This window comes from Polaromonas vacuolata, from assembly GCF_012584515.1.
Taxonomy (GTDB): Bacteria; Pseudomonadota; Gammaproteobacteria; order Burkholderiales; family Burkholderiaceae_C; genus Polaromonas; species Polaromonas vacuolata.
On the sequence record NZ_CP051461.1, the window covers coordinates 2,967,121 to 2,992,683 of the forward strand.

Sequence of the window (25,563 nt, forward strand, 5' to 3'; positions counted from 1 at the left end):
AGCCTTTCTATGAAAATCCAAGTCCGCGACGCTCCACCTCGAAGTATTTGGGCGCTGCAGCAAGCCGGCGTCCATCCCCTGCTGGCCCAACTCTATGCCGCACGCGGTGTGCACAGCGCCAGTGAACTCGATGACGGTCTAGCGCGTCTGCTCGCACCCAACACCTTGATGGGCACAGCCCAAGCGGCAAAACTACTGGCCGATGCCATTGCCAGTGATAAGAAAATTTGCGTCGTTGCTGATTACGACTGCGACGGCGCCACCGCCTGCGCTGTGGCTTTGCGCGGTCTGCGTATGCTGGGCGCAAGCCACGTGAGCTATCTGGTGCCGGATCGCATCGTTGACGGTTATGGCTTGACCGCGACTATTTCTGAGCGCGTCAAAGCCACCGGCGCTGATTTATTGGTCACCGTCGACAACGGCATTGCCAGCTTTGAGGGTGTGGCCCGCGCCAAGGCGCTAGGCCTAGCGGTTTTGGTCACCGACCACCACCTGCCAGCGCTCAGCGACGGTAGCATTTTGTTGCCCGAAGCCGATGTCATCGTCAACCCAAACCAGCCCGGCTGCGAATTCGAGAGCAAGTGCATTGCCGGCGTCGGCGTGATGTTTTATGTGCTGTTGGCACTGCGCGCGGAACTGCGCGAACGCGGCGTATTCACACCGCAAAACCAACCCAAACTCGACTCTCTGCTGCCACTGGTAGCGCTGGGCACAGTCGCCGATGTGGTCAAACTTGACGCCAACAACCGGCGCTTAGTCGCTCAAGGCCTCAAACGCATACGCGCCGGCCAGCTACCGCCCGGCATCGCCAGCTTGTTTGTCGCTTCTGGCCGTAAAGCGCCTATTGCCAGCACCTTTGATTTTGGCTTTGCACTAGGCCCACGGATTAATGCGGCCGGACGACTGAGCGATATGACGCTAGGCATTGAATGCCTGCTGACCGATGACAGCGTGCGCGCCGAGGCACTGGCCCAGACGCTAGACAGCATTAACCGCGAACGCCGGGAGATAGAAACCGGCATGCGCGAACAAGCCCAACTCGCGGCCGACCAGATGATTGATATGGACGACCAACCGCCGCCAGCCATCGCCATTTTTGATCCGGATTTTCATGAAGGCGTGGTCGGCATTGTGGCCTCCCGCATCAAAGACAAACTGCACCGCCCAACCTTTGTTTTTGCCGCCAGCAAAGCCCCCGGCAAAGAGCATGAACTCAAAGGCTCAGGTCGCTCGATCCCAGGCTTTCATCTGCGCGACGCGTTAGACCTAGTGGCCAAGCGCCAACCCGGCGTGCTGCTGCGCTTTGGCGGCCATGCTATGGCGGCTGGCTGCACCATCAGCGAAGAAAATTTCGAATTATTTGAAAGTACTCTCCAGCAAGTCGCCAACGAGTGGCTGGACAGCGCCACCTTAACCCGGCGCTTGGAAACGGATGGCCCGTTAGCCCCCGAGTACCGACGCATCGATGTGGTCGACACCTTGCATCAATCAGTCTGGGGCCAAGGCTTTGCAGCGCCCACCTTTAGCGAAGAAGTCGAGGTAGTCTCTCAGCGGCTGATCAATGACAAGCATTTGCTACTAAAACTCAAGCACCAAGGTCAGCCAATTGACGGCATCTGGTTTGGTCGTACCGAGGCCTTGCCAGAACGAGTTACGCTGGCCTTTCAGCTCGATGCGGATGAATACCGGGGCGAGCGCAAAGTGCGGTTTTTAGTCCAGGCGGCGCAGGATTAAAACCGCTAAAGCATAGCCTTCAAGCAAGGTGCGTGTAGGTGCGTGTAGCTGCGCTTACGGCTAGTTTTTCAGCGCAGCAGCCTGTGCAGCCAAAGATCGACTCGACCGCTTGGCAGGCCATAGCAACAGCAGCAATCTAGGAATAAAAAAAAGTTGAACCAAAAGCCTAAAATAACTGTGTGAGTTCTTACAACATCCTACCCAGCCTCTCCTCCCCCACCGGCAATCTGCCTGCGAGTGTGAGCCAATCCCAAGCACGCGGCATTCTTAACGCCGACTTGCATTGCCACTCAATAGTCTCAGACGGCACCATGACACCCGAAGCCTTGGCAGAACGCGCCAAAGCCGAAGGCGTCGAGCTTTGGGCACTCACAGACCATGACGAAATTGGCGGCCAGCACCGCGCTATGGCGGCTGCCAAAGCAAACGGTATGCGCTACCTGACCGGCACCGAAATATCGGTCACCTTTGCGGGCGAAACCGTCCACATCGTCGGTTTGGGTTTTGACCCTGATGATGCGGCGTTAACACTAGGCCTTAAGCAAACCCGAGGCGGTAGAAGTCAGCGGGCCATGGAAATGGCTGAGGGCTTGGCTAAGGTTGGAATCCAAGGCGCTTTTGAAGGTGCGCTTAAATTTGTCAGCAACCCCGAGTTGATCTCGCGCACCCACTTCGCGCGGTTTTTGGTCGAGTCCGGCGTTTGCAAAGAAACGCATGAAGTCTTTCGCAAATACCTCACCGAAGGAAAACCAGGCTATGTGCCGCACCGCTGGGCCAGTTTGCGTGATGCCGTGCATTGGATTACCGAGGCCAAGGGTATGGCAGTTATTGCTCACCCAGCGCGCTACAAATTCACCGCCAACGAAGAATATGCGCTGTTTTCTGAATTCAAAGCCCATGGCGGACTTGGCGTTGAAGTTGTCACCGGCAGCCACAGCGCACTGGAGTATGTGCGCTATGCAGCAACGGCCCAAGAGTTCGGCCTAGCCGCTTCACGCGGCAGCGATTTTCACTGCCCTGTTGAGAGCCACACCAATTTAGGCGGCCTGCCATTTCTACCGGGTGCGCTAACGCCGGTCTGGGAACTGCTTGCGGACCGCATTCAGTGAGTAAGCTGCCCAAGGCACTGATCACCTTGTCCCCGGGCAGACAAAGCAGTGTTCTGGGCGGTATTGGTCTGGTGATTGCGGCAGTGGCCTGTTTTGCATCTTTAGACACCGTCACCAAACACGTCAGCACCAGCGTTCCTTTGTTCATGGCCGTCTGGTTTCGCTATGCGTTTCAAGCCATCGCCACTACTGTGGCGGTTTTGCCGACCCGCGGCTGGTCAGTGCTGCGGACTGTGCACCCACGGTTTCATATGCTGCGCGGCGTGCTGCTTTTGATGAGTAGCGTTTTTGCATTTTTAAGCTTGCGCTACATGCCGGTCGGCGAGTTCACCGCGATTGTGATGATCACGCCGCTAGTCATCACACTGCTGGCATCAACCACTTTGCACGAGAAAGTCTCCACCCTGCGCTGGGTTCTGGTGTGCGGCGGCTTTACCGGCACCATGGTCATCATCCGACCGGGCGGCGAGGCGTTTAACTGGGCTAGCTTGCTGCCGCTGGGATTGGTGGTGAGCAATTCTTGGTTTCAAGTGCTCACCAGCAAGCTGGCCAGAACCGAAGACCCCTTCACCATGCACCTTTATACCGGCTGGGGCGGCACCTTGTTAGCGTCCTTCGCCCTGCCCTTTGTCTGGGTCACATTAGATGCTTGGACGCTTTGGGCTGGGATGATTTTGATGGGCTTACTGGGCACTGTGGGTCACTTTTTGTTAATACTGGCTTACCAGCGCGCGCCAGCGGCAACACTCACGCCTTTTTTGTATACGCAAATTGGCTTTGCCATGTTGGGCGGCTGGTTGGTTTTTTCGCATGTTCCAGACCGCTTTTCGCTCACCGGCATTTGTATGATTGCCGTTTGCGGCGCAGCCGGCGCTTGGCTAGCGGTGCGCGAAGGCCGGGTTCCCATACAAGCGGCAGAGACATGACAGTGCACAGCACCTGCAAATTAAATATCCAACAGAGTTAACCACCATGGCACAGTTTTTTGAAGTTCACCCCGACAACCCACAGCTACGGCTTTTAAAGCAAGCTGTAGCGCTGATTGAGCGCGGCGGTATTGCAGCCGTACCAACCGACTCGAGTTATGCGTTGGTCTGCCATTTAGACGACAAGACAGCCGCCGACAACCTGCGCCGAATACGCGGCGTTGACGACAAACACCACCTCACTTTGCTGTGCCGCGATCTAAGCGAGCTGGCCAATTACGCGCGTGTCGACAATCAACAGTACCGACTGATTAAGGCCGCCACGCCCGGCCCTTACACCTTTATTCTTGACGCCAGCAAAGAAGTACCGCGCCGCCTCAGCCACCCTTCTCGAAAAACGATTGGCTTGCGTGTGCCCGAACACAAAACTTTGCAAGCGCTGCTTGAGTTGCTGGGCGCACCACTGCTGGCCACTACACTGATACCGCGTGGGCAGACAGAGCCGCTCAACGATGCAGAGCAAATACGCGCACTAATGGAACATGAACTGGCCGCCGTCGTTGATGCCGGCGCCTGCTTTCAACAACCCACCACAGTCATAGACCTCACCGCCATGCGTGAGGGCGGCGATGCCGTACTGATCCGCTTGGGCCGCGGCAAGGTATCGACAATGGGTTTGTAAGCCGGCACATCTCAAGCATTGCCGCGCAACCAAGAGTTGCGCTGCATGGTCTGAATGATTAAACGCTGCTTGATTTACTTTTTTTTCTGCCGAATTTTCTGCTTGTAATCTGCCTGCATTTGCAGGCAATATGCGGAAAAAGGCCTAAACACACTGCTGCTGTATTGACTTGGCAGCAGGATTCTTAAATTTAACCCATCGAGAAAACACAGCATGGATATTGCAAACCTGATTCAAACTGTTGCGATCTACGCATTGCCAGTTCTGTTCGCCATTACCTTGCACGAGGCGGCGCACGGCTACGCGGCGCGCCACTTTGGCGACAATACCGCCTATGTAATGGGCAGGATCACTCTGAATCCACTCAAGCACATAGACCCGATAGGCACTATCGCCATGCCATTGATGCTTTATTTCGCAACATCTGGCGCCTTTCTGTTTGGCTATGCGAAACCGGTTCCGGTCAATTTCGGTAAGTTGCGCAATCCCAAGCGCGACATGGTCTGGGTCGCACTTGCGGGGCCGGCATCGAATTTTGCACAAGCTCTTTTTTGGGCCTTGGCGCTGGTTTTCTACGCCGCTTTCGGTGTGTCAGAAACCTTTTTTATAAAAATGGCACAGGCCGGCATATTGGTTAATTTAGTTATGTGGGCCTTTAACCTCTTCCCACTGCCCCCGCTAGACGGCGGTCGCATACTGGTTGGCCTTCTACCTTGGAAGCAGGCCCAATTAGTTTCGCGTGTCGAGCCTTGGGGCTTTTTCATCGTCATGGGACTGGTGCTAACCGGCATAGTCGGCAAGCTCTGGTTAGCTCCATTGATTTCCATCTCTATGGGGCTGATTGCTGCCCTGATCAATCCCTTATTTGCACTCGTTCGTTAAACCTGCCAGCCATGACCCAATCCCTACCCGTGACCACCCAACGCTTTCTAACCGGTATCACCACTACTGGTACGCCCCATCTGGGCAACTTTGTGGGCTCTATTAGGCCTTCTGTTGCGGCCAGCCAAGGCGAGAATGCGGAGAGTTTTTACTTTCTAGCCGACTACCACGCCCTGATCAAATGCGGCGACCCAGCGCGTATTCAGCAATCCACGCTGGAGATAGCGGCAAGCTGGCTGGCCGCTGGGCTGGATCCAGAGCGGGTGATTTTCTACCGCCAATCCGATGTTCCAGAAATTACAGAATTAACTTGGCTGCTGACCTGTGTGACGGGTAAAGGCATGCTTAACCGTGCCCATGCCTACAAAGCTTCAGTCGATAAAAATACCGCTGCTGGCAACGATGCTGAGACGGACATAACGGCCGGTCTTTTTATGTACCCGGTACTCATGGCGGCTGATATTTTGATGTTCAAAGCACACAAGGTGCCAGTTGGCCGAGATCAGGTTCAACACATAGAAATGGCACGTGACATTGCTCAGCGCTTTAACCACCTCTACGGCGAACACCTGACGCTGCCAGAGGCCATGATTGAGGAATCAGTCTCCACTTTGCCAGGCCTTGATGGCCGCAAGATGAGTAAGAGCTACGACAACACCATACCGGTGTTCGCGTCTCAAGCCGAGCTAAAAAAACTCATCGCCGCCATCGTTACCGATTCGCTAGCGCCGGGGCAAGCAAAACAAACCGAAGGCTCGGCACTGTTTCAGATCTACCAAGCTTTTGCCAGCCCAGCAGAGACTGAGCTGCTGCGCCAAGCCTATGCCAATGGCATGGGGTGGGGTGATATTAAAGCGCTGCTATTTGAGCGACTAGACCGCGATATAGCGCCCATGCGAGAGCAATACCAAAAGCTGATGCGTGAACCAGAAAAAATTGAAGCCATATTGCTCGCAGGTGCAGTCAAAGCCCGTGCTCTTGCTGTGCCACTACTGAGCGAGTTGCGGCACGCAGTCGGTTTACGCAAACTCGAACAACTAACGCCAGTCGTCACCAAGTCAAAAAGTGTAAAAGCTAATAACTATGGCTTCAAGCAATACCGCGAAAGCGATGGCCAGTTTTATTTCAAATTAATCAGTAAGACCGGCAAACTTTTATTGCAAAGTCACGGATTTGACTCACCCAGAGAAGCGGCGCAAGTCATTGCCCGAATCCAAGCAGAGGGTAGCGCCGTATTAGGTGAGATAAAAGACAAATTACATCCATTAGAAAACGTTGAAATTAATGAGATTAATTCTGAAATTAATTAATTCAGTATTCTTTTTAATTAAAAATACGAAATTACTATAAATTCTCGCTTTAGACGTATTTTTTACTTTCGCGGATTCAAGTCTGAAGTGCAACTTTGAAATTAACCGTACGGGTGGGTGAGATGTGAGAGCATCCAAGCTTCCCGACTACCAAGTCAAAGTTGACCAGAATGATTTACACACACCTCACCCGTGACGAACGTTACCAGATTGCAATCCTCGTCAAAGCAAACTTCAATCAAAGTGAAATTGCAAAAATGATGGACCGTGATAAATCGAGCATCAGCCGTGAGTTGCGTCGTAACCGCGGTCTACGAGGCTATCGCCCTAAGCAGGCAAATGACAAAGCCCAAGAACGTAGACTTGCCTGCGCCAATAGTCCTAGAGTTGCTGACTCGACATGGGCTGTAGTGGAGGAAAAGTTGGCTGAGGCTTGGAGCCCCGAGCAAATCAGCGGCCACCTCGAAGCTAGCCACCAACCCGGTGTTAGCTATGAGAGCATTTACCAGTACATCTACGCTGACAAACGCGCGGGCGGCACCTTGCATAAAACACTGCGTTGCCAGAAGACGCGAAAAAAACGCAGCAGTGGCCGTGAACGGCGCGGCACCATCTCTCACCAGGTCTCAATAGAACTGCGACCCGACATCGTGCTTGAGCGTGCGCGCTTTGGCGACTGGGAGGCTGATCTGGTGATTGGTGCCGGGCAGAAGCAAGCACTAGTGACGATTAATGAGCGTGTCTCTCGCTATTCAATAATTTTCCACGTGCCATTCAAAACAGCGCAAGCCGTAGGGGACGCGTTAATCACTTTACTCAAACCGTTCGCTCATTGCGTGCACACTCTCACGACTGATAACGGCAAGGAATTTTCTCAGCATGAACGAATAGCTTCTGCGCTGAGTGCAGATTTCTTTTTCGCCCATCCATACGCCTCGTGGGAGCGTGGGGCGAACGAGAATATGAACGGTTTGATTCGCCAGTTTTTCCCAAAGGGGATGCGCTTTAATTGCATCACCGACGATGACATTGCTTTAGCGATGCACAGGCTCAATCATCGTCCTAGAAAATGTTTAGGGTATCGAACGCCGCATCAGGTTTTTATGGAACAGTTAGAGTCCTATCAGCATACGGTTGCACTTCAAGCTTGAATCCGCCTTTTAATTGATTGGCATAATCATAAACTTATATTTATGGTCTAAAAAGCGCCAATTCAAGAATATAAAATATCAAACTAAACATATAATTAGTAACAATTAATTAATTAATAACGTTTTTTCACAGATTAAGGAAATTTGGCGCGTTGAAGTTGAAAAAAAATAATATTTTTAATATTTCAACTGTTCTTAAATTAAGTTACACGGTTATGCTTGCGATTTGTTTAATAGTACGACTCACATCATGAGCATTTTTGTCATTGACGCCCACCCCTTAATGCGTGAAGCCGTAGCCGGGCTTATACGACGTGTAAACCCAAAAGCCAGCGTAATAGGCCTTTCTGCGCTTGATGCTTTGCCCTCTTCAACAGAGCTAGAACGACCGGAGATGATCTGCCTAGAACTAAAAACACCGGACAGTTATGGAATTGAAGGCATTAAGCAACTCAAGACTCAATTTCCGGACGTCCCGGTGGTTGTTTTGTCTTCGTGCTACGAATGCAGGGATCAATCTATTGGAGCAGGTGCCGACGCATTTTTAAACAAATCTGCAGAGCATGCAGAAATTGCAAATGTGTTGCGGAGCTTTTTGCTCGATGATTCAGACGCTGACAGTGAAATTGGACAGCCTGTCAAAAAGCTCTCCAAGCGTCAAAAACAATTGCTCATTTTGCTAGACAAAGGCATGAGCAATAGAGACATCGCCGAAAACCTCGAAATCAGCGAACACACAGTTAAAGTTCATCTTTGGCGGCTATTTAGGCGCTTAAATGTTAAAAGTCGGTCGCAAGCTAGTCATCTAGCGCGCGTACAAGGCTTGTTTTAAGTTCATCAATGTTTGCCATAGCGCTATTTTTTAGCGCATGGCCTCATCAGTTTTAACAATCATTTGCCGCCATACATGTCGGCATTTTTTTCGTCTGCCACTTTCTTTGAGCCATGTCGGGTATGTGTTTTAGCCCAGTCAGAAAACAAAAAACCAGCACTAGGCTGGTTTTTTTGAAAGCAATAGCGATTAACCGTTAATGCTTGGTGTTGGAGGAAGAGGTGGGATTCGAACCCACGGTACCTTACGGTACGCCTGATTTCGAATCAGGTACATTCGGCCACTCTGCCACTCTTCCACTCTTACGGGTGCTGTTTCAAGCACTGACTAATCGTCTGTACGAAAAGCCGTAAGGCATTCTAGCAGGCTAAACAATGCGAAAACGTCAAGATTGGCGTAGTTCTGTCATGCCGCCCATATAAGGGTGAAGCACTGCCGGGATTTCAACGCTGCCGTCTTCACGCTGGTAGTTCTCCAACAGAGCCACAAGTGTGCGGCCAACGGCTAAACCAGAGCCATTAAGGGTGTGGACGAACTCGTTTTTGCCCTGAGCGTTCTTAAAACGCGCTTGCAAACGCCTGGCCTGAAAGGCTTCGCAGTTAGAAATCGAACTAATTTCACGATAAGCTTTTTGCGCCGGCAGCCAGACTTCTAAGTCATAAGTCTTGGTCGCACCAAAACCCATGTCAGCGGTACACAGCAACATCACCCGGTAAGGCAGGCCGAGTTTTTGCAAAATCGCCTCAGCATGGCCAGTCATATTTTCCAGCGCTTCGTAGCTGGTGTCGGGATGCACAATTTGCACCATCTCAACTTTGTCAAACTGGTGCTGGCGAATCATGCCGCGGGTGTCACGCCCATAGCTGCCGGCTTCAGAGCGAAAGCATGGGGTGTGGGCGGTCAGCATCATAGGCAGTGCAGACTCAGCGAGTATTTCGTCGCGCACAAAATTAGTCAGGGGTACTTCAGACGTTGGAATCAGGTAGAGCGCAGCGTTTTCTGCCGCACCTTCTTGCCCCCCCTTTTTGGCGGCAAACAAGTCTTCTTCAAACTTTGGCAGTTGGCCGGTGCCGCGCAGCGAGTCAGCGTTAACGATGTAAGGGGTGTAGCACTCGGTGTAGCCGTGCTCAGTGGTCTGCACGTCGAGCATGAACTGAGACAGGGCACGATGCAGGCGAGCTAAAGAGCCCTTCATGACGGTAAAGCGCGATCCGGTGAGCTTGGTACCCATCTCAAAATCCAAACCCAGTGGCTGGCCAACGTCAACATGGTCTTTGGGCTCAAAAGCCAAATCAGCAGGAACGCCACCCAAGCCTTGCGCCTGAGTCCATTTACGCACTTCAACATTAGCCTGTTCGTCAGAGCCGATTGGTACGGATTCGTGTGGCAAGTTGGGCACAGCCAACAGTAAAGCCGAAAGCTCGCTTTGTATTTGATCTAAGCGCGCAGCCGAGGACTCGAGTTCAGCCTTGAAGTTTATGACCTGCGCCATCACCGCACTGGCGTCTTCGCCCTTGGATTTGAGATGACCTATCTGCTTAGACAGGCTATTGCGCTGGTTTTGCAACTCCTCGGTGCGCATTTGCAGCGTCTTACGCTCAGCTTCTAGAGACTGGAAAACCGTCACATCGAGAAAAGCTTGGGGGTTTTTACGCGTCTCCAGCCGGGCAATGGCGGAGGGCAAATCTTTACGGAGTAAGTTGATATCTAGCATGGGGTGATTGTATTTGCCCCGCCATCGAAAAAATCAGCCTAAGCTAGCCGGATCTAAATTTGCACCGCAAATGATCAGGCAGACGGTTTCATTGGCTGGCGGCAAATAGCGACCGCTTTGCAAGGCAGCTAAGGGCAGCGCTGCCGCGGGTTCAATCTCAAGCTTTAACTCGCGCCAAAGCCACTGCTGAGCCTGCTTTATGCTGATGTCATCAAGTAGCAATGAGTCCCGTACATATGCCTGGGTCGCCGCCCAAGCCAGCGCGCCAATGCGGCGTGCCCCCAAGGAATCGGCTGCAATGCCGCTGACTGCCACATCAACAGGCTCACCTGCAAATCTAGCGTTGAACAAGGTGGGTGCTAGTTCGGGCTCTAGCGCCACCACGCGGCTGCGCTGTTCAAACCAACTGGCTACACCGCCTATCAGGCCACCGCCGCCTACGCTGACCAGCACACTGCCCGGCAAACCACCTTGCAGTTCAATCTCGCGCGCCAGCGTGCCAGCACCGGTGAGTACCTCGACCTGATCATAAGCATGGGTTAGCAAGGCCCCGGTTTGCTGCTGACGTTTTAAACAAGCCGCAAGGGCATCGGAGTAGGCCTCGCCGACGACGACGACCTTAGCGCCCAAAGCGGCCAGACGTTCGCGTTTAGCTAGGCTAGAGACGCCGGGCACAAAAACTTCACAGCGCACACCAAGCGCGCGCGCAGCGGCTGCCGTTGCAATACCGGCATTACCGCCAGACGCGACGATCACGCCGCTGTCTGGAATCGGATTCGACAGCAAGCGGTTCAGCATGCCGCGAGCCTTGAAACTTCCGCCAGTTTGCATATGCTCAAGCTTGAGCCAGACTTCTGCACAGGCAATGCCCAAAGCCTTGCCGGGCAGCTTCATCAGCGGTGTTTGGTGGATAAAGTGACTGTACTTTTCTTCAAATACCTTGGCGCAAGCTTCAATCTGAGCACGCGTTATTAGCGGGTCTGCCATGACTTAACTCTGTTGGTGCAACTTGCTGGAATTAATTTCCATAGGTTGACCTTGAGCATCTAAGCGCAAACCTTTGGGCAGGGGAAACTTAATCGTCTCTTCAATCCCATCCATTTTGCGTATGGAGACAGCGCCCAGCGCCTTAATTCGGTCAATCACTTGTTTAACCAAAATATCCGGCGCCGAGGCACCCGCAGTTAAGCCAACTCGGCTTCTTCCTTCAAACCAGCTTTCCTGCAGTTCACTGGCGTTATCCACCATAAAAGCGAGCGTACCCAGCTTGGCGGCGAGCTCGCGCAAGCGGTTGCTGTTAGAGCTGGTCGGACTGCCCACCACAATCAAAATATCAACCTGAGGGCTGAGCACCTTAACCGCGTCTTGACGGTTTTGTGTGGCGTAACAAATGTCTTGCAACTTGGGTGCACGCACACTGGGAAAGCGCGCACGGACGGCGGCGCTGATCTCGGCTGCATCGTCCACGCTCAGCGTAGTTTGTGTGACCAAAGCCAGACGCTCAGTTTGCAAAGGGCTGATAAGCGCGACGTCAGCGACGTCTTCTACCAAGTGAATGCCACTGTCTAACTGGCCCATGGTGCCCTCTACCTCAGGGTGGCCTTTGTGACCAATCATGATGAACTCAAAGCCTTCTTTGTGTAGCTTCGCCACTTCTACATGGACTTTGGTCACCAGCGGGCAAGTGGCGTCAAAAATCTGAAAGCCTCGGCGCTGAGCGTCAAGCTCTATAGCCTTGCTCACACCGTGGGCGCTGAAGACTAGGGTCGCACCGGGCGGCACGGCATCAAGATCCTCAATAAAAATAGCGCCCTTTTGCTTTAAGTCGTTGACCACATAGGTGTTGTGAACAATTTCATGGCGCACATAAATTGGCGCGCCAAATTTGGTCAGTGCACGCTCGACGATTTCAATCGCCCGATCCACGCCAGCGCAAAAGCCGCGCGGCTCGGCCAGCAAGATTTCTTCTGGACCTTTTTTAAGCAAAGTCGTTAGTGTCATAGGATTCCAATCACATGAAGTTCAAACACTACCGGCTGGCCGGCTAAGGGATGGTTGAAGTCGAACTGTACCGCCTCGCCGTTGGCGTTGACCTGCTGCACCGCGCCAGCGTACTGGCCCATACCGTCGGGCGTGGGGAACTGAACCACATCACCGGGCTGGTATTTTTCTTGCGGATCGCCCAACTCGTTGAGCAGCTTGCGCGCAACCCATTGCAACAACTCTGGGTTGCGCGGCCCAAAAGCTTCGCCAGCGGGCAGCTCAAAGCTGGTGCGTACGCCTTCGACCAGACCGATAAGGCGTTGCTCAATAGCCGGTGAAAGTTGGCCATTGCCCAAGCTCAAAGTAGCGGGCTTGCCGCCAAAGGTATTGATGATGTCCAAACCGGGCACGCCATCGGCGCCAAGGCCGGACATGCGGTAGTGCAAAGTCAAAAATGAACTGGCCTCTATGGTGGGCAAGGATGTGGTGATTGCTGCGGTCATAAAACTTTCCGTATAGGTCGGCCGGACTAGGCTAGTCTGGGCTGCTAACTGTTTGTACACTCCCGCTATTGTAGAAACATGGCCTTACCCGGGGGAACCCAAGGTTTGCCTTTACCAAAGCAGCCACCTATGTTGATCAAGGATTTGCCCGCCAACACTCGCCCGCGCGAAAAAATGCTGCTCCAAGGCGCTGGCGCACTCAGCAATGCGGAACTGTTGGCACTGCTGATTCGCAGCGGCATGCCGGGGCGAAACGCGCTGCAAATAGGGCAAGAGCTGTTGGAGCAATTTGGCGGCTTGTCAGGTCTGCTACACGCCGGCTCTCAGGCACTTTGTGGCATCAAAGGTTTAGGGCCAGCCAAACGCGCAGAATTGGGCGCAGTGATTGAACTGGCCAAACGTGCGCTGGCCGAAGAACTGCGCGAGAAAATACTTTTCTCCAGTGAAAAAGAGTTGAGTGACTACCTGCGCATGCAGATAGGCAGCCGAACTTACGAGGTTTTTGCCGTGCTGTTTCTCGACAGCCGGCAACGCCTGATTACTTGGGAAGAATTGTTTCGTGGCAGTTTGACTCAAGCCAGCGTCTACCCGCGCGAGGTGGTGGTCAGAGCGCTGGCGCTCAATGCCTCAGCCGTGGTGTTGGCGCACAACCATCCCAGCGGCTGTGCCGAGCCTTCATTGGCCGATCAAACTCTGACCCGAGCATTGCAAGCGGCGCTTAATTTAGTCGACGTACGGGTGTTGGATCACTATGTGGTCACAGCCAATCAAACTTTATCCAGGGCTGGGCTAGGCATGTTGTGATGGCCGATAGAGGGCAATGCGGGTTGGCAAAACACAAGCCTGCGCTATCCGGGATACTCAAAGACCATGAACCCGTCGCCGCATAGCAAGCTTAAAGAATTTAAAGACCTTAAATCGGTCAAGCTACTGCTGGCTGCACGCGCGCTGCTAGCCCAGCAGCTAGAAGCCGCAAAACTTGCGGCGGCCGCCAAAGTCAAAGCGGAAAAAGAGCTTTTCACGCTTGCAATAGGCCCGATCAAGCAGTTGCCTAAGCGCCATCTGCCAGGCCAGCGCGCCCACCATCTTCCGATCTATCCACCGCCGATTGCTGTGCAGCATTTGCTCGACGAGATGGCTGTGATGCGCGAAGCCATCTCCGATGAGTTCGATGTGGAAACCCTGCTAGACACCGACGAAGCGCTGAGTTTTCGCCGCCCCGGCTTAGGCCCAGAAGTCGTGCGAAAACTACGCCGCGGTGGCTGGAGCATTCAAGGCCAGCTAGACCTGCACGGCCTGCGCCGAGACGATGCGCGGGATGCCCTGAGTCATTTTGTAAAAGATGCCAAAAAAACCGGCTGGCGCTGTGTGCGGGTCGTCCACGGCAAAGGCTTGGGATCACCCGGCAAAACACCGGTACTTAAAGGCAAGGTCCAAAGCTGGCTGATACAAAAACAAGAAGTACTGGCCTTTGTACAAGCCCGGCCATCACAAGGCGGCGCGGGCGCTTTGGTGGTATTACTTGATCAGGGCTGAGTCAAACTCAATCCCAGTCAAACGCTGCCCGTTTTGGGTTAAATTACCAACCAGCCATCAAGTGCGGTGTTGAACTAGCGGGATAGCGCGAATCCAGACCGTGTTGTTTGTAGCGCTAATGCGCTTTTTCAATTTCCTGCGTATCTAGGGTCACGCCTAAGCCGGGTTAAATAGGTATAGCTAGCACTGCGAGGACGATTTGCAGAGGCTGTTGGGCTAACGTTAAACGCCTAATTTTGAGTCTGGTCGGTACGGCTAGCGCTGAAACTGGTGTCTCGCGCAATTCAGCTTTGCGGGCTCCAGCATTCTGGTGTGAAGGTCTTGTCCACACAGAAATTTTAGTGCTGCAGGCACAATAAAGACCCAACATCAAAAAAATTGCAAGTGTTCACACACTAAACAAATGAACCAATTTTTCAATGACGACTCATAAAAATAGGGTTTTTACTGATTAGTCATTGACTATGTCAGTGATTAACACAGATGCTTAGCACTCTCGTTGTCAGAGTGCTAATATTTGAACTTGAAATAAAGGAGTTTTGCCATGTCTTATGCTCTTGCCCCCCAGAAAAGTGTCAACAACCTGCTTGCAGTTCCCGTCGCCAACCATTCGGCCACCGGTCTCAATCCATGGATCATGCTGCCGCCACTGGGCAATCTGGACGCTTACATAACAGCAGTCAACCGTCTGCCTATGCTGACGCTTGAAGAAGAACAACAGTTCGCCCGTAATTTAAAAGAAAACAACGATCTCGCATCGGCCGAAAAACTGGTGCTTTCACACCTACGCTTGGTGGTATCGACTTCACGTAAATATCTTGGCTATGGCCTGCCGCACGGCGACCTGATTCAAGAGGGAAATATTGGCTTAATGAAGGCGGTAAAACGTTTTGATCCGGACCAAGGCGTGCGCTTGGTGAGCTATGCCTTGCATTGGATTCGTGCCGAAATGCATGAGTACATTCTCAAAAACTGGCGCATGGTCAAGGTTGCAACCACTAAAGCACAGCGTAAATTGTTCTTTAACTTGCGCTCGATGAAGCAAGGTTTCAAGGATGACGCTGACGTTGCGACTCACAGAGACTCACTGACTGAAGGTCAAATTTCTGCCATGGCCAAGACGCTCAATGTCAAGCGTGAAGAAGTCATTGAGATGGAGCAACGCATGTCAGGCGCCGACGTATTACTCGACCCGTCACCAGGTGATGATGGTGAAGACGCCTTTGGCCCGATTGCCTACCTAGCCGACGCCACGCAAGAGCCCACCGCGTTAATGGAGTCGCGCCAGCGTGACAACTTAGCAAGCGATGGAATCACCGCAGCACTCGACGACTTAGATGCACGTTCACGTCGCATCGTCGAAGGGCGCTGGCTCAATGTCAACGATGACGGAAGCGGCGGTATGACACTGCACGATCTGGCCGCAATCTATGGTGTCAGCGCAGAAAGAATCCGTCAGATTGAAGTGGCCGCCATGAAGAAAATGAAAAAAGTGCTGCAAGAGTCTTACGTTTAAATTCAGCACTTCATCGACACAAAAAGCCTGCATTTCACAAAATTTGCAGGCTTTTTTAACTTAATTTTTTAGTCGTTCACGCCGATTTAAGTAGCAGTCGAATATCAGAGGCTAGGCCTTCAGGACCCGTGCCATAGCGTCCAAACAGGCGCAACTTACCCTTGGTGTCGTAGACATAGCTGCCAGCGGTATGGTCCATGCTGTAACTGCCTGGCGTTTTCCCAGCGACCTTTTTATAAAACACCTTAAAGTCGGCTGCCAAGGCAGGCAATTCGGTCATGCTGGGTCTGAGGGCCAAAAAACTAGGGTCGAAGTTAGCCATATAAGCTTTGAGAAGCTCTTCGGTATCGCGCTCTGGGTCAACGGTAATAAAAATTACCTGTAACTTGTCGCTGTCGGCACCCAATCCTTTTTTAATACTTGCCAGATCGAACATAGTCGTTGGACAGACGTCCGGGCACTGAACAAAGCCAAAAAAGACAACCACTATCTTGCCCGCAAAATCAGGCATAGAACGCACTTGACCGTTTTGATCCGGTAAAGAAAAGTTCTTGGCGTAGTCCGCACCCGTCAGATCAATGCTGGAGAACTTCAGCTTTTCTTCCTTAGAGCAAGCCATCAAACTCAAACCGCTTCCCGCCAACAACGTATAAGTTGCGATAGATTTAATCACACTGCGACGCTCTGAGACTGGGGCTAATTCTAGTTGTGAGGTAAAAAAACGCATGAGTACGGTATGTCCTAGATAAGGTAGTGATCAAGTAGCAACGCCGCAAACAAAAGCGACAAATGAATCAAGGAAAAGCGAAAAGTTTTACGCGCTAACGCATCTGAGTAATTGCGCCACAAGGCCCAGGCATAGCCGGTAAAGCCAATACTGAGCACCACAGCGACTGCTAAATAAAGCCAGCCGCTCATCTGAAAGATAAAGGGCATCATGCAGGCGGCAAACAAGACGAAGGTGTAGAGAAGTATTTGTAAGCGCGTGAACTCATTACCGTGAGTCACCGGCAACATGGGTAGTCCAGACTTTCGGTAATCTTCAACGCGGTAGAGCGCCAGCGCCCAGAAATGCGGCGGTGTCCACAAAAAGATAATCAAAAATAGTATCAAGGCCTGAGGACTCACATCCCCCGTCATAGCAGCCCAACCGAGTACTGGCGGCATTGCGCCAGAAGCACCGCCAATGACAATGTTTTGCGGCGTTAGCGGCTTGAGGATTACGGTGTAGACCACCGCATAACCGACAAAAGTCGCAAAAGTCAGCCACATAGTCAAGGGATTGACTAAGAAGTAAAGAATAGAAGAGCCCAACACGCAAAGAGCGGCCGAGAATCCCAAGGCCATTTGATTGCTAATTTGACCTTGGGCCGTAGCGCGCCAAGAAGTGCGCTTCATACGCGCGTCAATTCCAGCCTCCACCAAACAATTAAAAGCAGCTGCAGCGCCAGCCACCAGCCAAATACCAGCACAGGCAATCAGGCCCAAGCGCAGCTCTGGCCAAGTTGGCACGCCCGGCACGGCCAACACCATGCCGATCAAGGCGCAAAACACAATGAGTTGCACCACCCGCGGTTTAGTCAGCGAGTAAAACTGCTGGAATTTTGACGGTGTGGGTAGTGCAGGCATTACTGGCGAATGAGGAACGGTGGAGTCTTGGGGAGTCATGAAGTCAGTCTAGAAGCCCTTGATTTTGACGCACTCACCGCGTCAATACCGCTTCGGCTACAAAAAACAAGGCCGGTAGTCACGACCACTAGCGCTGCGGCGCCACCGGTATGCAAAACCGCACCCAGCATAGGCCAACCTAACACCACATTACCTAGGCCACTACCGGCTTGCAACAACGCCAATCCACCCAACCAGTAAGCCTGGTTGCGCAAGGCTGCAAAACGCAGCAACTTAACGGCTAGCAAGAGTAAAACAGCAAAAAGGAGATAGGCGGTGAGACGGTGCACATAGTGGATGGCCGTTAATAACGCCTGAAAACTCAAGTACTCGCCGTTAGAGCCGATACCAAGTTCGCGCCAGATAGTAAAACCCTGTTTAAAGTCCATCGCCGGCCAAAGCGAGCCCTGACAGCTAGGAAAATCGGTGCAAGCCATCACCGCATAGTTGGTGCTAACCCAGCCACCTAATGCGAGTTGAATCCACAATAACGCGACGGTAGCAAACAACAGCTTGCGCAAGCCAGAGCTGATCACCGCAGCAGAGCTCTCACCCTGCGCTTGAGAGTAAAAAACGGCCTGCATCTTAAGCAGTGCCAGTAAAACTAAACCGCCCAGCAAATGCATGGTGACGATGGCGGGAAACAGCTTCATGGTCACGGTAAGCGCACCAAAAGCGCCTTGCAGACAAACCCAAAACAGCGTGATGGTTGGCCACCAAGGTGAGATTTTGATCTGGCGGCGCTGCAGCCAACTAATCGACGTTAAAGTCAAAATCAACACACCTACGCCAGTCGCTAGGTAGCGGTGAATCATCTCTATCCAGGCTTTGCCATGGGTTACTGGGCCGCTAGGCATAGCCTCTTGAGCCGCATCAATATGCACTTGTGCACCCAATGGGCTGCCATGACCATAGCAACCAGGCCAGTCTGGGCAACCTAAACCGGAATCGCTAAGGCGTGTAAAAGCACCAAACAGCACCAGATCAAAGGTCAAAAACAAGGTTAGCAGCGTGAGCATGCGTAAGCGCTGAGCCATGCTGGCGCCGCGTCGGCTTAGCCAAACCCAGCTCAAGGGAATTAAAGCGACTAAAAAGCCCGTGATCATCACGCGCAGTGCCGGGCTCAGGTCGTAGAGTTCTATGTTTGTCATGGCTATATCAGCGTCCTACCTTATCCCAGCTTGAAGACGCGGTGAGTAAACGCGTGAGGTCGCGCTTGGCTTTCGAGGCACCGGCGACATCCATGTTGGCGGGAAAGCGCATCATCCAGTTGCCCATGGGGTCAACTAGGTAAAGGTGCTCGTCTAACTGATGGCCAGCTTCTGGCTGCAGCCATTTTCCCAAGCTGGCAGCTGATACACGCAGCGCTGGCGAGGTCTCTAGGCCGACCTTTAAACGCGGGTCTACTGATGCGTCGTCGGTGATCAGCCAAACTCGCTCAACCCGGTCTTTCTCACGGCCCAGCAACTCACGCATTTGGCGCTGCAAATATAGGCGCTGCTGACAGGCTTCGTCGCAGGCTGCACCGCCCACGCTGATTAATAGCCACTGGCCCTTTAGCGCTAGAAATTCACCCGCTTTACCATCCAGCGTGGTCGTAGCTAGTGCCGGAATCGGACGTTGCGGATTAATCAAAGCGCCGAAGTTATGTCTACCTTCAGGGCGAATTACATAGTAAGTAAAGTAAGACGCCAGTACCGGAGCTGCGCACATGAAAAGAACAGCCAACATTTTCCAGCGACCGTTACGATTGCGAGCGCTGGCCTGATCGGGAACTGGCATGGCATGCACACTCAGATTCAAGGGTTCTTGGGCTGAAGAAACGGTGGGCTTTGACTGTTCAGACATTCGTTGGATCGTTGCGTTGAAGTTTTAAACGGCGCTGAAGTCGATTCAAACGCAAGGGATTAATGAGTTGAAACCAAAGATAAAGACCCAACACCAAAGCGGCGAGACTAAACCATTGAAAAGCGTAACCGTAGTGCCTTTCCACACCGAGGTTGGGGGCTGCCCATTCGCGTAGCAAGCCGTCGCCAGCTTTGCCTTGGGTCTGCAGTAGCGCCACATCGAGTAGCGGCAGGCCACTCTCAAGGCGTAATGCAGACATATCAACATTTTGCCGGATAGGACCGGTTTCGACGCCCTTGAACTCGTATAGCTTGGACGGCGGGGGGGCAATACGGCCAGTCACGCTCACCAAACCCGTCGGAGAGGCGATCTCAGGCAAGCGGATGCGATTAGTAAAATCACGTGGTACCCAGCCGCGCTGAACCAGTAATACCTCATCGCGGCCGACAAGGCGCAGCGGCGTGACGACCCAGAAACCAACTTTCTCGCTCATGGGACGATTGTCCAAAAACAAGGTCTGGCCTTGTACCCAAGTGCCCTCTAGCGTGACTTTGCGGTGCAAAACACCTGACATATCCTTACCAGACGGTAGCCCAACGTTCTCCAAAGTAGGAAGCTGTTCTTGGGTTTGGACGGCAGTTTGTAACGCTACTTTCTGAGCCGCACGCCTGAGTTGCCATTGGCCTAAAGAGAAAGTTGTGCCAAAGACCAGCACAGCGGCGGCTGTTAACAACCAAAAGCGTGGGTTCTTGAATCGATTGGTCGTGGGAGGTAGATAATCATTCACATGAAATACCTTGTTGCATTCGCATTTTTAGCCATCTTAGGCAGTTTGGTCTCGGCGCTTTTTTTCATGATGAAAGACGGCACTAAGGGAAAAGCCAAAACTAACAATATGGCGCGCGCACTAACGGTCCGAATAGGACTATCCGTCCTGCTATTTGTCTGCATATTGATCTCCTGGAAACTTGGATACATACAGCCCACCGGAATTCCCGTCGGCAGATAAAAATTTTGTTTAAAAAAAAAGGCCGCGCAAGCGGCCTTTTTTATTCATCACCGCATAAGCGGTGTGAACAATTTAACGCGTCTACTTAAAGCCAGTAAACCAAGATGTAAAGGCCAAGCCAAACTACGTCAACAAAGTGCCAGTACCAAGCAGCACCTTCAAAGCCGAAATGCTTTTCTGGTGTGAAGTGGCCTTTTTGCAGACGCAAGGTAATGAACAGCAGCATCAGCATGCCGACGAACACATGAAAGCCGTGAAAGCCGGTAAGCATGTAAAAGGTCGAACCGTAAATGCCAGAGGTCATCTTCAAATTGAGTTCGGAGTAAGCATGAAAATACTCGTAGCCCTGAACAAACAAAAACACAACACCCAGGGTCACGGTAGCCCACATGAAAGCGATGGTGCGGGCACGATGGTTCTCACGCAGCGCATGGTGAGCAATAGTCATAGTCACGCCGGAGCTTAAAAGCAAGGCGGTGTTGATAGTTGGCAGCCAGAAAGGGCCTACAGTCTGAAAAGGCTCAATGATGTTGGCCGGTGAAGCCGTCACACCAGCTGCCACGCTTGGCCAAACAGCTTTAAAGTCGGGCCAAAGCAGTGCGTTTTCGATGTTTCCAAGTCCCGGCACAGAGTGCGAACGGGCCCACCAGAGGGCAGTAAAAAAAGCACCAAAAAACATCACTTCAGAAAAGATAAACCAGCTCATGGCCCAGCGATAAGACAAGTCAATCTTGTAGCCGTAGAGACCGCCTTCGCTTTCACGTACCGATTCACTAAACCACTGGTATAAAGTGACCAGCCACCAAACCATACCAAAGGCCAAGGCATAAGCGCCCCATGCCGCGCCGTTAATCCATTGACTGGCGCCGAGGATGACGAAAAATAAGCCTATAGAGGCCATCACAGGATGGCGGGACGGCTCGGGCACAAAATAATACGGGGTTCCCGACTGGGCTACTGAAGACATTTTCAACTCCTGTTTTCGCTAAATACCAAGATACCAAAATTCAAATATTTATGGGGCTTGCCAAGCACTAGCCGGCTAGCCCACGACCCAAGTAGCCAGAAGAATCAAGCTACCCACAAAAACACCTGCAGCAATTAAGCCCACGATAACGATGTGTAACGGATTGAGTTCCTCCACATCTTTTTCGTAGTCCCCACGCGAACGCAAACCGACAAATGACCAGAGCACCGCCTTGGCAGTGCGTAAAAATGAACCCTTGCGCTTATGCAGCGGCACTTCAGGAGGCTGACTCATCCGCCCACCCCAGCGGCTTCAGGTGCCACATCAACTAACGCTACCGGCGCAGCTGGCGTGCGGCCGCCAACCTCAAAAAAAGTGTACGACAGCGTAATGGTCGCCACATCCTTAGACAGCTTTGGATCAATCACAAACGCCACCGGCCATTGCTTTTTCTCTCCAGGTGCGAGCGTGTACTGGTTAAAGCAAAAACACTCGACCTTATTAAAAAAAGAGCTTGCCTGCGCAGGCGCAAAACTTGGAATAGCTTGTGCAGACATGGTGCGGTTTTGCACGTTTTGAAACTCGTACATTACGGTGGCTAATTCACCCGGATGAACTTTGAGCGAGCTTTGCGCTGGCTTGAAAATCCAAGGGCCACGCGCATTGGCATCGAACACCACCGTAATCGACCGACTCAAATCGACCTGCGTATTAGCTGCTACGGAAGAAGTTGCACCCGGAATCAACTTATCACCCAATGCGAGTACGTTGATGCCTGTGATATCGCAAATAGCTCTGTAAATGGGCACTAAGGCGTAACCGAAACCAGACATGCCGATCACGATGACGGTGAGTTTGCCCAGCATCTTGAGATTTTCTAGTCTTGCTTTCGCCATTTCAGTTCCGTACTGGGTACATCTAAAGCTTAAAAGCCCAAGAGCACATTTTTCGATAAATAGCCTAGAAAAAATACCAGCGCCACCGACACCAGTATCAGAGCCAGACGACGGTTTTTTTTCTTTTGATCAGGTGTCATGTGGATGCTTGTTGAGTCAATCAGCCGATCACGCGAGTTGCGCTGGCATCAAGCTTTGGTGGCGTTGCAAAGGTGTGGAATGGCGCTGGTGAAGCGACTTCCCACTCCAGACCAACAGCGCCAACGCCGCCTTCGTCAACCCATGGATTTTGTTTAGCCGGAACACCCTTGCCGCGCATCGTAGGAATCACGATAAAGACAAAAAAGTAAACCTGAGCAAAACCGAAGAAGAAAGCGCCCACTGAAGCGATGGCATTGAAGTCAGCAAACTGCATTGGGTAGTCAGCGTAGCGACGCGGCATACCGGCCAGACCCAAGAAATGCATGGGGAAGAAGGTCACGTTAAAGGCAATCAATGACCACCAGAAGTGAATTTTGCCGCGCGTCTCGTTGTACATCACGCCAGTCCACTTGGGTGACCAATAGTAAAAACCAGCAAACATGGCGTAGAGCGATCCGGCCACTAACACGTAGTGAAAGTGTGCCACCACGTAGTAAGTGTCTTGCAGCTGAATATCAATCGGAGCGACCGACAAGATCACGCCCGACAGACCACCAATGGTAAACACAAAGATAAAACCAACCGCAAAAAGCATGGGTGTCTCAAAGCTCATTGAGCCTCTCCACATGGTAGCAATCCAGTTGAACACCTTCACGCCGGTAGGCACGGCAATCAGCATGGTCGAGTACATGAAGAACAACTGGCCTGTGACCGGCATGCCGGTAGTAAACATGTGGTGCGCCCAAACCACAAAGCTAAGAATAGCGATGGAGCCGGTGGCGTAAACCATAGAGGCGTAACCGAACAGGCGCTTACGTGAGAAAGCCGGGATGATCTGACTGATGATGCCGAAAGCCGGCAAGATCATGATGTAGACCTCAGGGTGACCGAAGAACCAGAAAATGTGCTGAAACATCACTGGGTCACCGCCGCCGGCTGGGTTAAAGAAACTGGTGCCGAAGTGGCGATCGGTCAGCGTCATGGTGATGGCACCGGCGAGCACTGGCATCACAGCTATCAGCAGGTAAGCAGTGATTAACCAAGTCCAGCAGAACATAGGCATCTTCATCAACGTCATGCCAGGAGCGCGCATGTTGAGAATAGTCACGATGATGTTGATCGAGCCCATGATTGACGATGCGCCAAGTATGTGCAGCGCGAAAATACCGACGTCCATTCCGGGGCCCATCTGCAGGGAGAGTGGCGCATAGATGGTCCAGCCGCCAGAAGGCGCACCGCCAGGCAGGAAAAAGGTGCTGGCCAGCATGATAGATGCCGGAATCATCAGCCAGAAGCTGAAGTTATTCATCCGGGCAAAAGCCATGTCAGGCGCGCCGATTTGTAGCGGAATCATCCAGTTAGCAAAACCCACAAAGGCCGGCATGATGGCGCCGAACACCATGATCAAGCCGTGCATGGTGGTGAGCTGGTTAAACAGCTCTGGGTTTACAAACTGCAAGCCCGGCTGAAACAACTCCAAGCGAAGCAACAATGCCAATACGCCACCAAACATCAGCATGGTGAAGCTGAACAACAGATACAGCGTACCTATGTCTTTGTGATTGGTCGCATACACCCAACGACGCCAGCCAGCTGGCGCGTGTTCGTGATGATCATGCTCATCATGCGCATTGTCGTGATGGTCTGTGAGTGCACTCATCTTTGCTTCCTTTTGGTGGCTTAGGCCGGTGGCTTGTTATTTTTAGCGGGACGGGATGGTCTTGCGCTTTTAAAGAAATGAAAAACTTTTCTTGGCTTGTCAGTTGTCAAGGCAAATTGCCCTGACAACTCGCTGCCAAAAGATGACTGGTTTATTTGCGTGCCGCCAAAATTTCAGAAGGTTGCACCAACTGACCGGTCTGGTTAGACCAGTTGTTTTTGGAGTAAGTAATAACAGCTGCAATCTCGGTATCGCTCAGGGCTTTCCACGATGGCATGGCACCGTTGGCTGCACCGTTGAGCAACTTCATAATTTGCAGGTTGTGATCATCACTGAGAACCACAGCGGAACCGTCGAGAGCCTTGATAGCGCCAGCGCCTTTGCCATTGGCTTGATGGCAAGCCACGCAGTTAGAGGCATAAACTTTTTCACCGCGCGCCTTGAGGTCAACCAAGGTCCAGACTTTTGCCGGATCGTCAGCCAAAGCTGCGGCTTGTTTGGTCTTCATGGCAACCCATGCGGTGTAGTCCTCGGCAGAAAGAACCTTGACATGGATAGGCATGTAAGAGTGTTCTTTGCCGCAAATTTTGGCGCATTGGCCGTAGAAGTCGCCGACTTTATCGGCTTTAAACCAGGTGTCCCGCACAAAGCCAGGAATCGCGTCTTGGTGGATGCCCAGTGAAGGCACGGCAAAAGCGTGAATCACATCATTGGCAGTGGTGATCACACGCACTTTTTTGTTCACAGGAACAACCAATGGGTTGTCAACTTTAAGCAGGTAATTGTCTACCGGAACGGAGGGACCACCTTGGTTAGACATTTGGCGGTGACTGACGTCGAGGGTGGAAAGAAAGCCTAAACCTTCGCCTTCGCCAGTGATGTAGTCGTAACCCCATTTCCACTGCATGCCAGTGGCCTTGACGGTGATGTCAGCATTGGTCGTGTCCTTCATGGCCACCACCACTTTGGTTGCTGGCAGTGCCATGGCGATGACGATGACAAAAGGAACTATGGTCCATGCGATTTCGACAGCTGTCGACTCATGGAAATTGGAGGCTTTAAAGCCTTTTGATTTGCGGTGCGCCCAGATGGAATAAAACATCACGCCAAAGACGCCAAGAAAGATGGCTACCGAAATAGCCATCATGAACCAATGCAACCACATTTGCTCAGCCGCAATCTGGCTCGCCGGGGCATGCAAATTGAGTTGATTAACGCCGGGTCCACCTGGCAGGTCATTAACAGCATAAGCGGCGGTGCTAACCGTAGCGCTGGCCCAAGCCAATACTGATCCAACAATTGCACTGGTTTGCGCCAAGCCGGTACGCGTCATTTTGCTCATAGTTTTGCTTACGTTCATCGTGATCACTTTTAATGCCTACCTTGCTAGCAGATTAGTTCGCCAATTAGCCCGGAAAACTGTTTGTTAACCAGGACAAATTGTCCACCTTATTGATTTGTGATACCTATTATAAAGTTAGTGCAAAGACTAAAAA

Annotated in this window: 27 protein-coding genes and 1 tRNA gene; 12 read left to right on the forward strand and 16 right to left on the reverse strand. The window is 52.2% G+C overall.

What is annotated here, in order from left to right; translation table 11 throughout:
* Positions 1-9 precede the first annotated feature (9 nt).
* The 8 genes from recJ (at position 10) to HC248_RS13555 (ending at position 8,626) form a co-directional block, all read left to right on the forward strand.
* Positions 10-1,734, forward strand: coding sequence for a single-stranded-DNA-specific exonuclease RecJ (gene recJ, locus HC248_RS13520; RefSeq protein ID WP_168922930.1), 1,725 nt, complete (start codon positions 10-12; stop codon positions 1,732-1,734).
* Positions 1,735-1,997: 263 nt separating this feature from the next.
* The gene (locus tag HC248_RS13525) at positions 1,998-2,843 is read left to right on the forward strand and encodes a 3',5'-nucleoside bisphosphate phosphatase (protein ID WP_272953654.1); all 846 of its coding nucleotides are present in this window, start codon (positions 1,998-2,000) and stop codon (positions 2,841-2,843) included.
* Between the two features lie 5 nt (positions 2,844-2,848).
* On the forward strand, positions 2,849-3,769 hold the full coding sequence (locus tag HC248_RS13530) for a DMT family transporter (protein ID WP_238342827.1): 921 nt from the start codon (positions 2,849-2,851) through the stop codon (positions 3,767-3,769).
* Positions 3,770-3,815: 46 nt separating this feature from the next.
* Positions 3,816-4,451, forward strand: coding sequence for an L-threonylcarbamoyladenylate synthase (locus HC248_RS13535; protein WP_168922931.1), 636 nt, complete (start codon positions 3,816-3,818; stop codon positions 4,449-4,451).
* A 213-nt stretch (positions 4,452-4,664) separates the two neighbouring features.
* Positions 4,665-5,333, forward strand: coding sequence for a site-2 protease family protein (locus HC248_RS13540; protein WP_168922932.1), 669 nt, complete (start codon positions 4,665-4,667; stop codon positions 5,331-5,333).
* A gap of 11 nt (positions 5,334-5,344) precedes the next feature.
* Positions 5,345-6,643, forward strand: coding sequence for a tryptophan--tRNA ligase (locus tag HC248_RS13545; RefSeq protein ID WP_420371987.1), 1,299 nt, complete (start codon positions 5,345-5,347; stop codon positions 6,641-6,643).
* Positions 6,644-6,813: 170 nt separating this feature from the next.
* Positions 6,814-7,794 (forward strand): IS30 family transposase, encoded by a 981-nt coding sequence (locus HC248_RS13550; protein WP_168922266.1) that lies wholly within the window; start codon positions 6,814-6,816, stop codon positions 7,792-7,794.
* A gap of 250 nt (positions 7,795-8,044) precedes the next feature.
* A complete protein-coding gene (locus tag HC248_RS13555) occupies positions 8,045-8,626 on the forward strand; it encodes a LuxR C-terminal-related transcriptional regulator (protein ID WP_168922933.1) in 582 nt (193 codons plus the stop codon).
* Between the two features lie 210 nt (positions 8,627-8,836).
* Here HC248_RS13555 and HC248_RS13560 read toward each other — a convergent pair.
* From HC248_RS13560 to HC248_RS13580, 5 genes are all read right to left on the reverse strand, one after another.
* A tRNA-Ser gene (locus HC248_RS13560) sits at positions 8,837-8,924 on the reverse strand.
* A gap of 87 nt (positions 8,925-9,011) precedes the next feature.
* Positions 9,012-10,340 carry a serine--tRNA ligase gene (gene serS, locus HC248_RS13565; protein ID WP_168922934.1) on the reverse strand — a complete coding sequence of 443 codons (1,329 nt, stop codon included), beginning with the start codon at positions 10,338-10,340 and terminating at the stop codon, positions 9,012-9,014.
* A gap of 33 nt (positions 10,341-10,373) precedes the next feature.
* Entirely contained in the window at positions 10,374-11,327 is a 954-nt protein-coding gene (locus HC248_RS13570; protein WP_168922935.1) for a threonine/serine dehydratase, read from the reverse strand.
* Positions 11,328-11,330: 3 nt separating this feature from the next.
* Complete coding sequence (gene ispH, locus HC248_RS13575; protein WP_168922936.1) at positions 11,331-12,341, reverse strand: 4-hydroxy-3-methylbut-2-enyl diphosphate reductase; 1,011 nt, start codon at positions 12,339-12,341, stop codon at positions 11,331-11,333.
* Positions 12,338-12,826, reverse strand: coding sequence for an FKBP-type peptidyl-prolyl cis-trans isomerase (locus HC248_RS13580; protein WP_168922937.1), 489 nt, complete (start codon positions 12,824-12,826; stop codon positions 12,338-12,340). Before HC248_RS13580 ends, ispH begins: the two co-directional genes overlap by 4 nt.
* A gap of 129 nt (positions 12,827-12,955) precedes the next feature.
* Between HC248_RS13580 and radC the strand changes: the two genes are divergently transcribed.
* The 3 genes from radC (at position 12,956) to rpoH (ending at position 15,878) form a co-directional block, all read left to right on the forward strand.
* On the forward strand, positions 12,956-13,630 hold the full coding sequence (gene radC / locus HC248_RS13585) for a RadC family protein (protein WP_168923854.1): 675 nt from the start codon (positions 12,956-12,958) through the stop codon (positions 13,628-13,630).
* A 66-nt stretch (positions 13,631-13,696) separates the two neighbouring features.
* Entirely contained in the window at positions 13,697-14,362 is a 666-nt protein-coding gene (locus HC248_RS13590) for a Smr/MutS family protein (RefSeq protein WP_168922938.1), read from the forward strand.
* 544 nt (positions 14,363-14,906) lie between these two features.
* Positions 14,907-15,878, forward strand: a complete 972-nt coding sequence (rpoH, locus tag HC248_RS13595) for an RNA polymerase sigma factor RpoH (RefSeq protein WP_168922939.1) — start codon at positions 14,907-14,909, stop codon at positions 15,876-15,878.
* Between the two features lie 76 nt (positions 15,879-15,954).
* On the opposite strand, the gene HC248_RS13600 is transcribed toward rpoH, so the two are convergent.
* The 5 genes from HC248_RS13600 to HC248_RS13620 are packed head-to-tail and all read right to left on the reverse strand — an operon-like array spanning position 15,955 to position 20,181.
* A complete protein-coding gene (locus tag HC248_RS13600; RefSeq protein WP_168922940.1) occupies positions 15,955-16,605 on the reverse strand; it encodes an SCO family protein in 651 nt (216 codons plus the stop codon).
* 14 nt (positions 16,606-16,619) lie between these two features.
* A complete protein-coding gene (gene cyoE, locus HC248_RS13605) occupies positions 16,620-17,507 on the reverse strand; it encodes a heme o synthase (protein ID WP_168923855.1) in 888 nt (295 codons plus the stop codon).
* Positions 17,508-17,542: 35 nt separating this feature from the next.
* Positions 17,543-18,697, reverse strand: a complete 1,155-nt coding sequence (locus HC248_RS13610; RefSeq protein ID WP_168922941.1) for a COX15/CtaA family protein — start codon at positions 18,695-18,697, stop codon at positions 17,543-17,545.
* 7 nt (positions 18,698-18,704) lie between these two features.
* The gene (locus tag HC248_RS13615) at positions 18,705-19,394 is read right to left on the reverse strand and encodes a thioredoxin domain-containing protein (RefSeq protein ID WP_168922942.1); all 690 of its coding nucleotides are present in this window, start codon (positions 19,392-19,394) and stop codon (positions 18,705-18,707) included.
* On the reverse strand, positions 19,387-20,181 hold the full coding sequence (locus HC248_RS13620; RefSeq protein ID WP_168922943.1) for an SURF1 family protein: 795 nt from the start codon (positions 20,179-20,181) through the stop codon (positions 19,387-19,389). The genes HC248_RS13615 and HC248_RS13620 overlap by 8 nt, the downstream gene beginning before the upstream one ends.
* Here HC248_RS13620 and HC248_RS13625 point away from each other — a divergent pair, their 5' ends adjacent.
* Entirely contained in the window at positions 20,182-20,403 is a 222-nt protein-coding gene (locus HC248_RS13625; protein WP_168922944.1) for a twin transmembrane helix small protein, read from the forward strand.
* 85 nt (positions 20,404-20,488) lie between these two features.
* On the opposite strand, the gene HC248_RS13630 is transcribed toward HC248_RS13625, so the two are convergent.
* The 6 genes from HC248_RS13630 to coxB all read right to left on the reverse strand — a co-directional run bounded on the left by HC248_RS13630 (position 20,489) and on the right by coxB (position 25,409).
* Positions 20,489-21,370, reverse strand: coding sequence for a cytochrome c oxidase subunit 3 (locus tag HC248_RS13630; RefSeq protein ID WP_168922945.1), 882 nt, complete (start codon positions 21,368-21,370; stop codon positions 20,489-20,491).
* A gap of 75 nt (positions 21,371-21,445) precedes the next feature.
* Complete coding sequence (locus tag HC248_RS13635; protein WP_168922946.1) at positions 21,446-21,664, reverse strand: DUF2970 domain-containing protein; 219 nt, start codon at positions 21,662-21,664, stop codon at positions 21,446-21,448.
* Positions 21,661-22,266 carry a cytochrome c oxidase assembly protein gene (locus HC248_RS13640; protein WP_168922947.1) on the reverse strand — a complete coding sequence of 202 codons (606 nt, stop codon included), beginning with the start codon at positions 22,264-22,266 and terminating at the stop codon, positions 21,661-21,663. The genes HC248_RS13635 and HC248_RS13640 overlap by 4 nt, the downstream gene beginning before the upstream one ends.
* A gap of 29 nt (positions 22,267-22,295) precedes the next feature.
* Positions 22,296-22,406 (reverse strand): cytochrome oxidase small assembly protein, encoded by a 111-nt coding sequence (locus HC248_RS17740; RefSeq protein ID WP_238342634.1) that lies wholly within the window; start codon positions 22,404-22,406, stop codon positions 22,296-22,298.
* 20 nt (positions 22,407-22,426) lie between these two features.
* On the reverse strand, positions 22,427-24,067 hold the full coding sequence (gene ctaD / locus HC248_RS13645) for a cytochrome c oxidase subunit I (protein ID WP_168922948.1): 1,641 nt from the start codon (positions 24,065-24,067) through the stop codon (positions 22,427-22,429).
* A 151-nt stretch (positions 24,068-24,218) separates the two neighbouring features.
* Positions 24,219-25,409, reverse strand: coding sequence for a cytochrome c oxidase subunit II (gene coxB, locus HC248_RS13650; protein ID WP_238342635.1), 1,191 nt, complete (start codon positions 25,407-25,409; stop codon positions 24,219-24,221).
* Between the last annotated feature and the right edge of the window lie 154 nt (positions 25,410-25,563).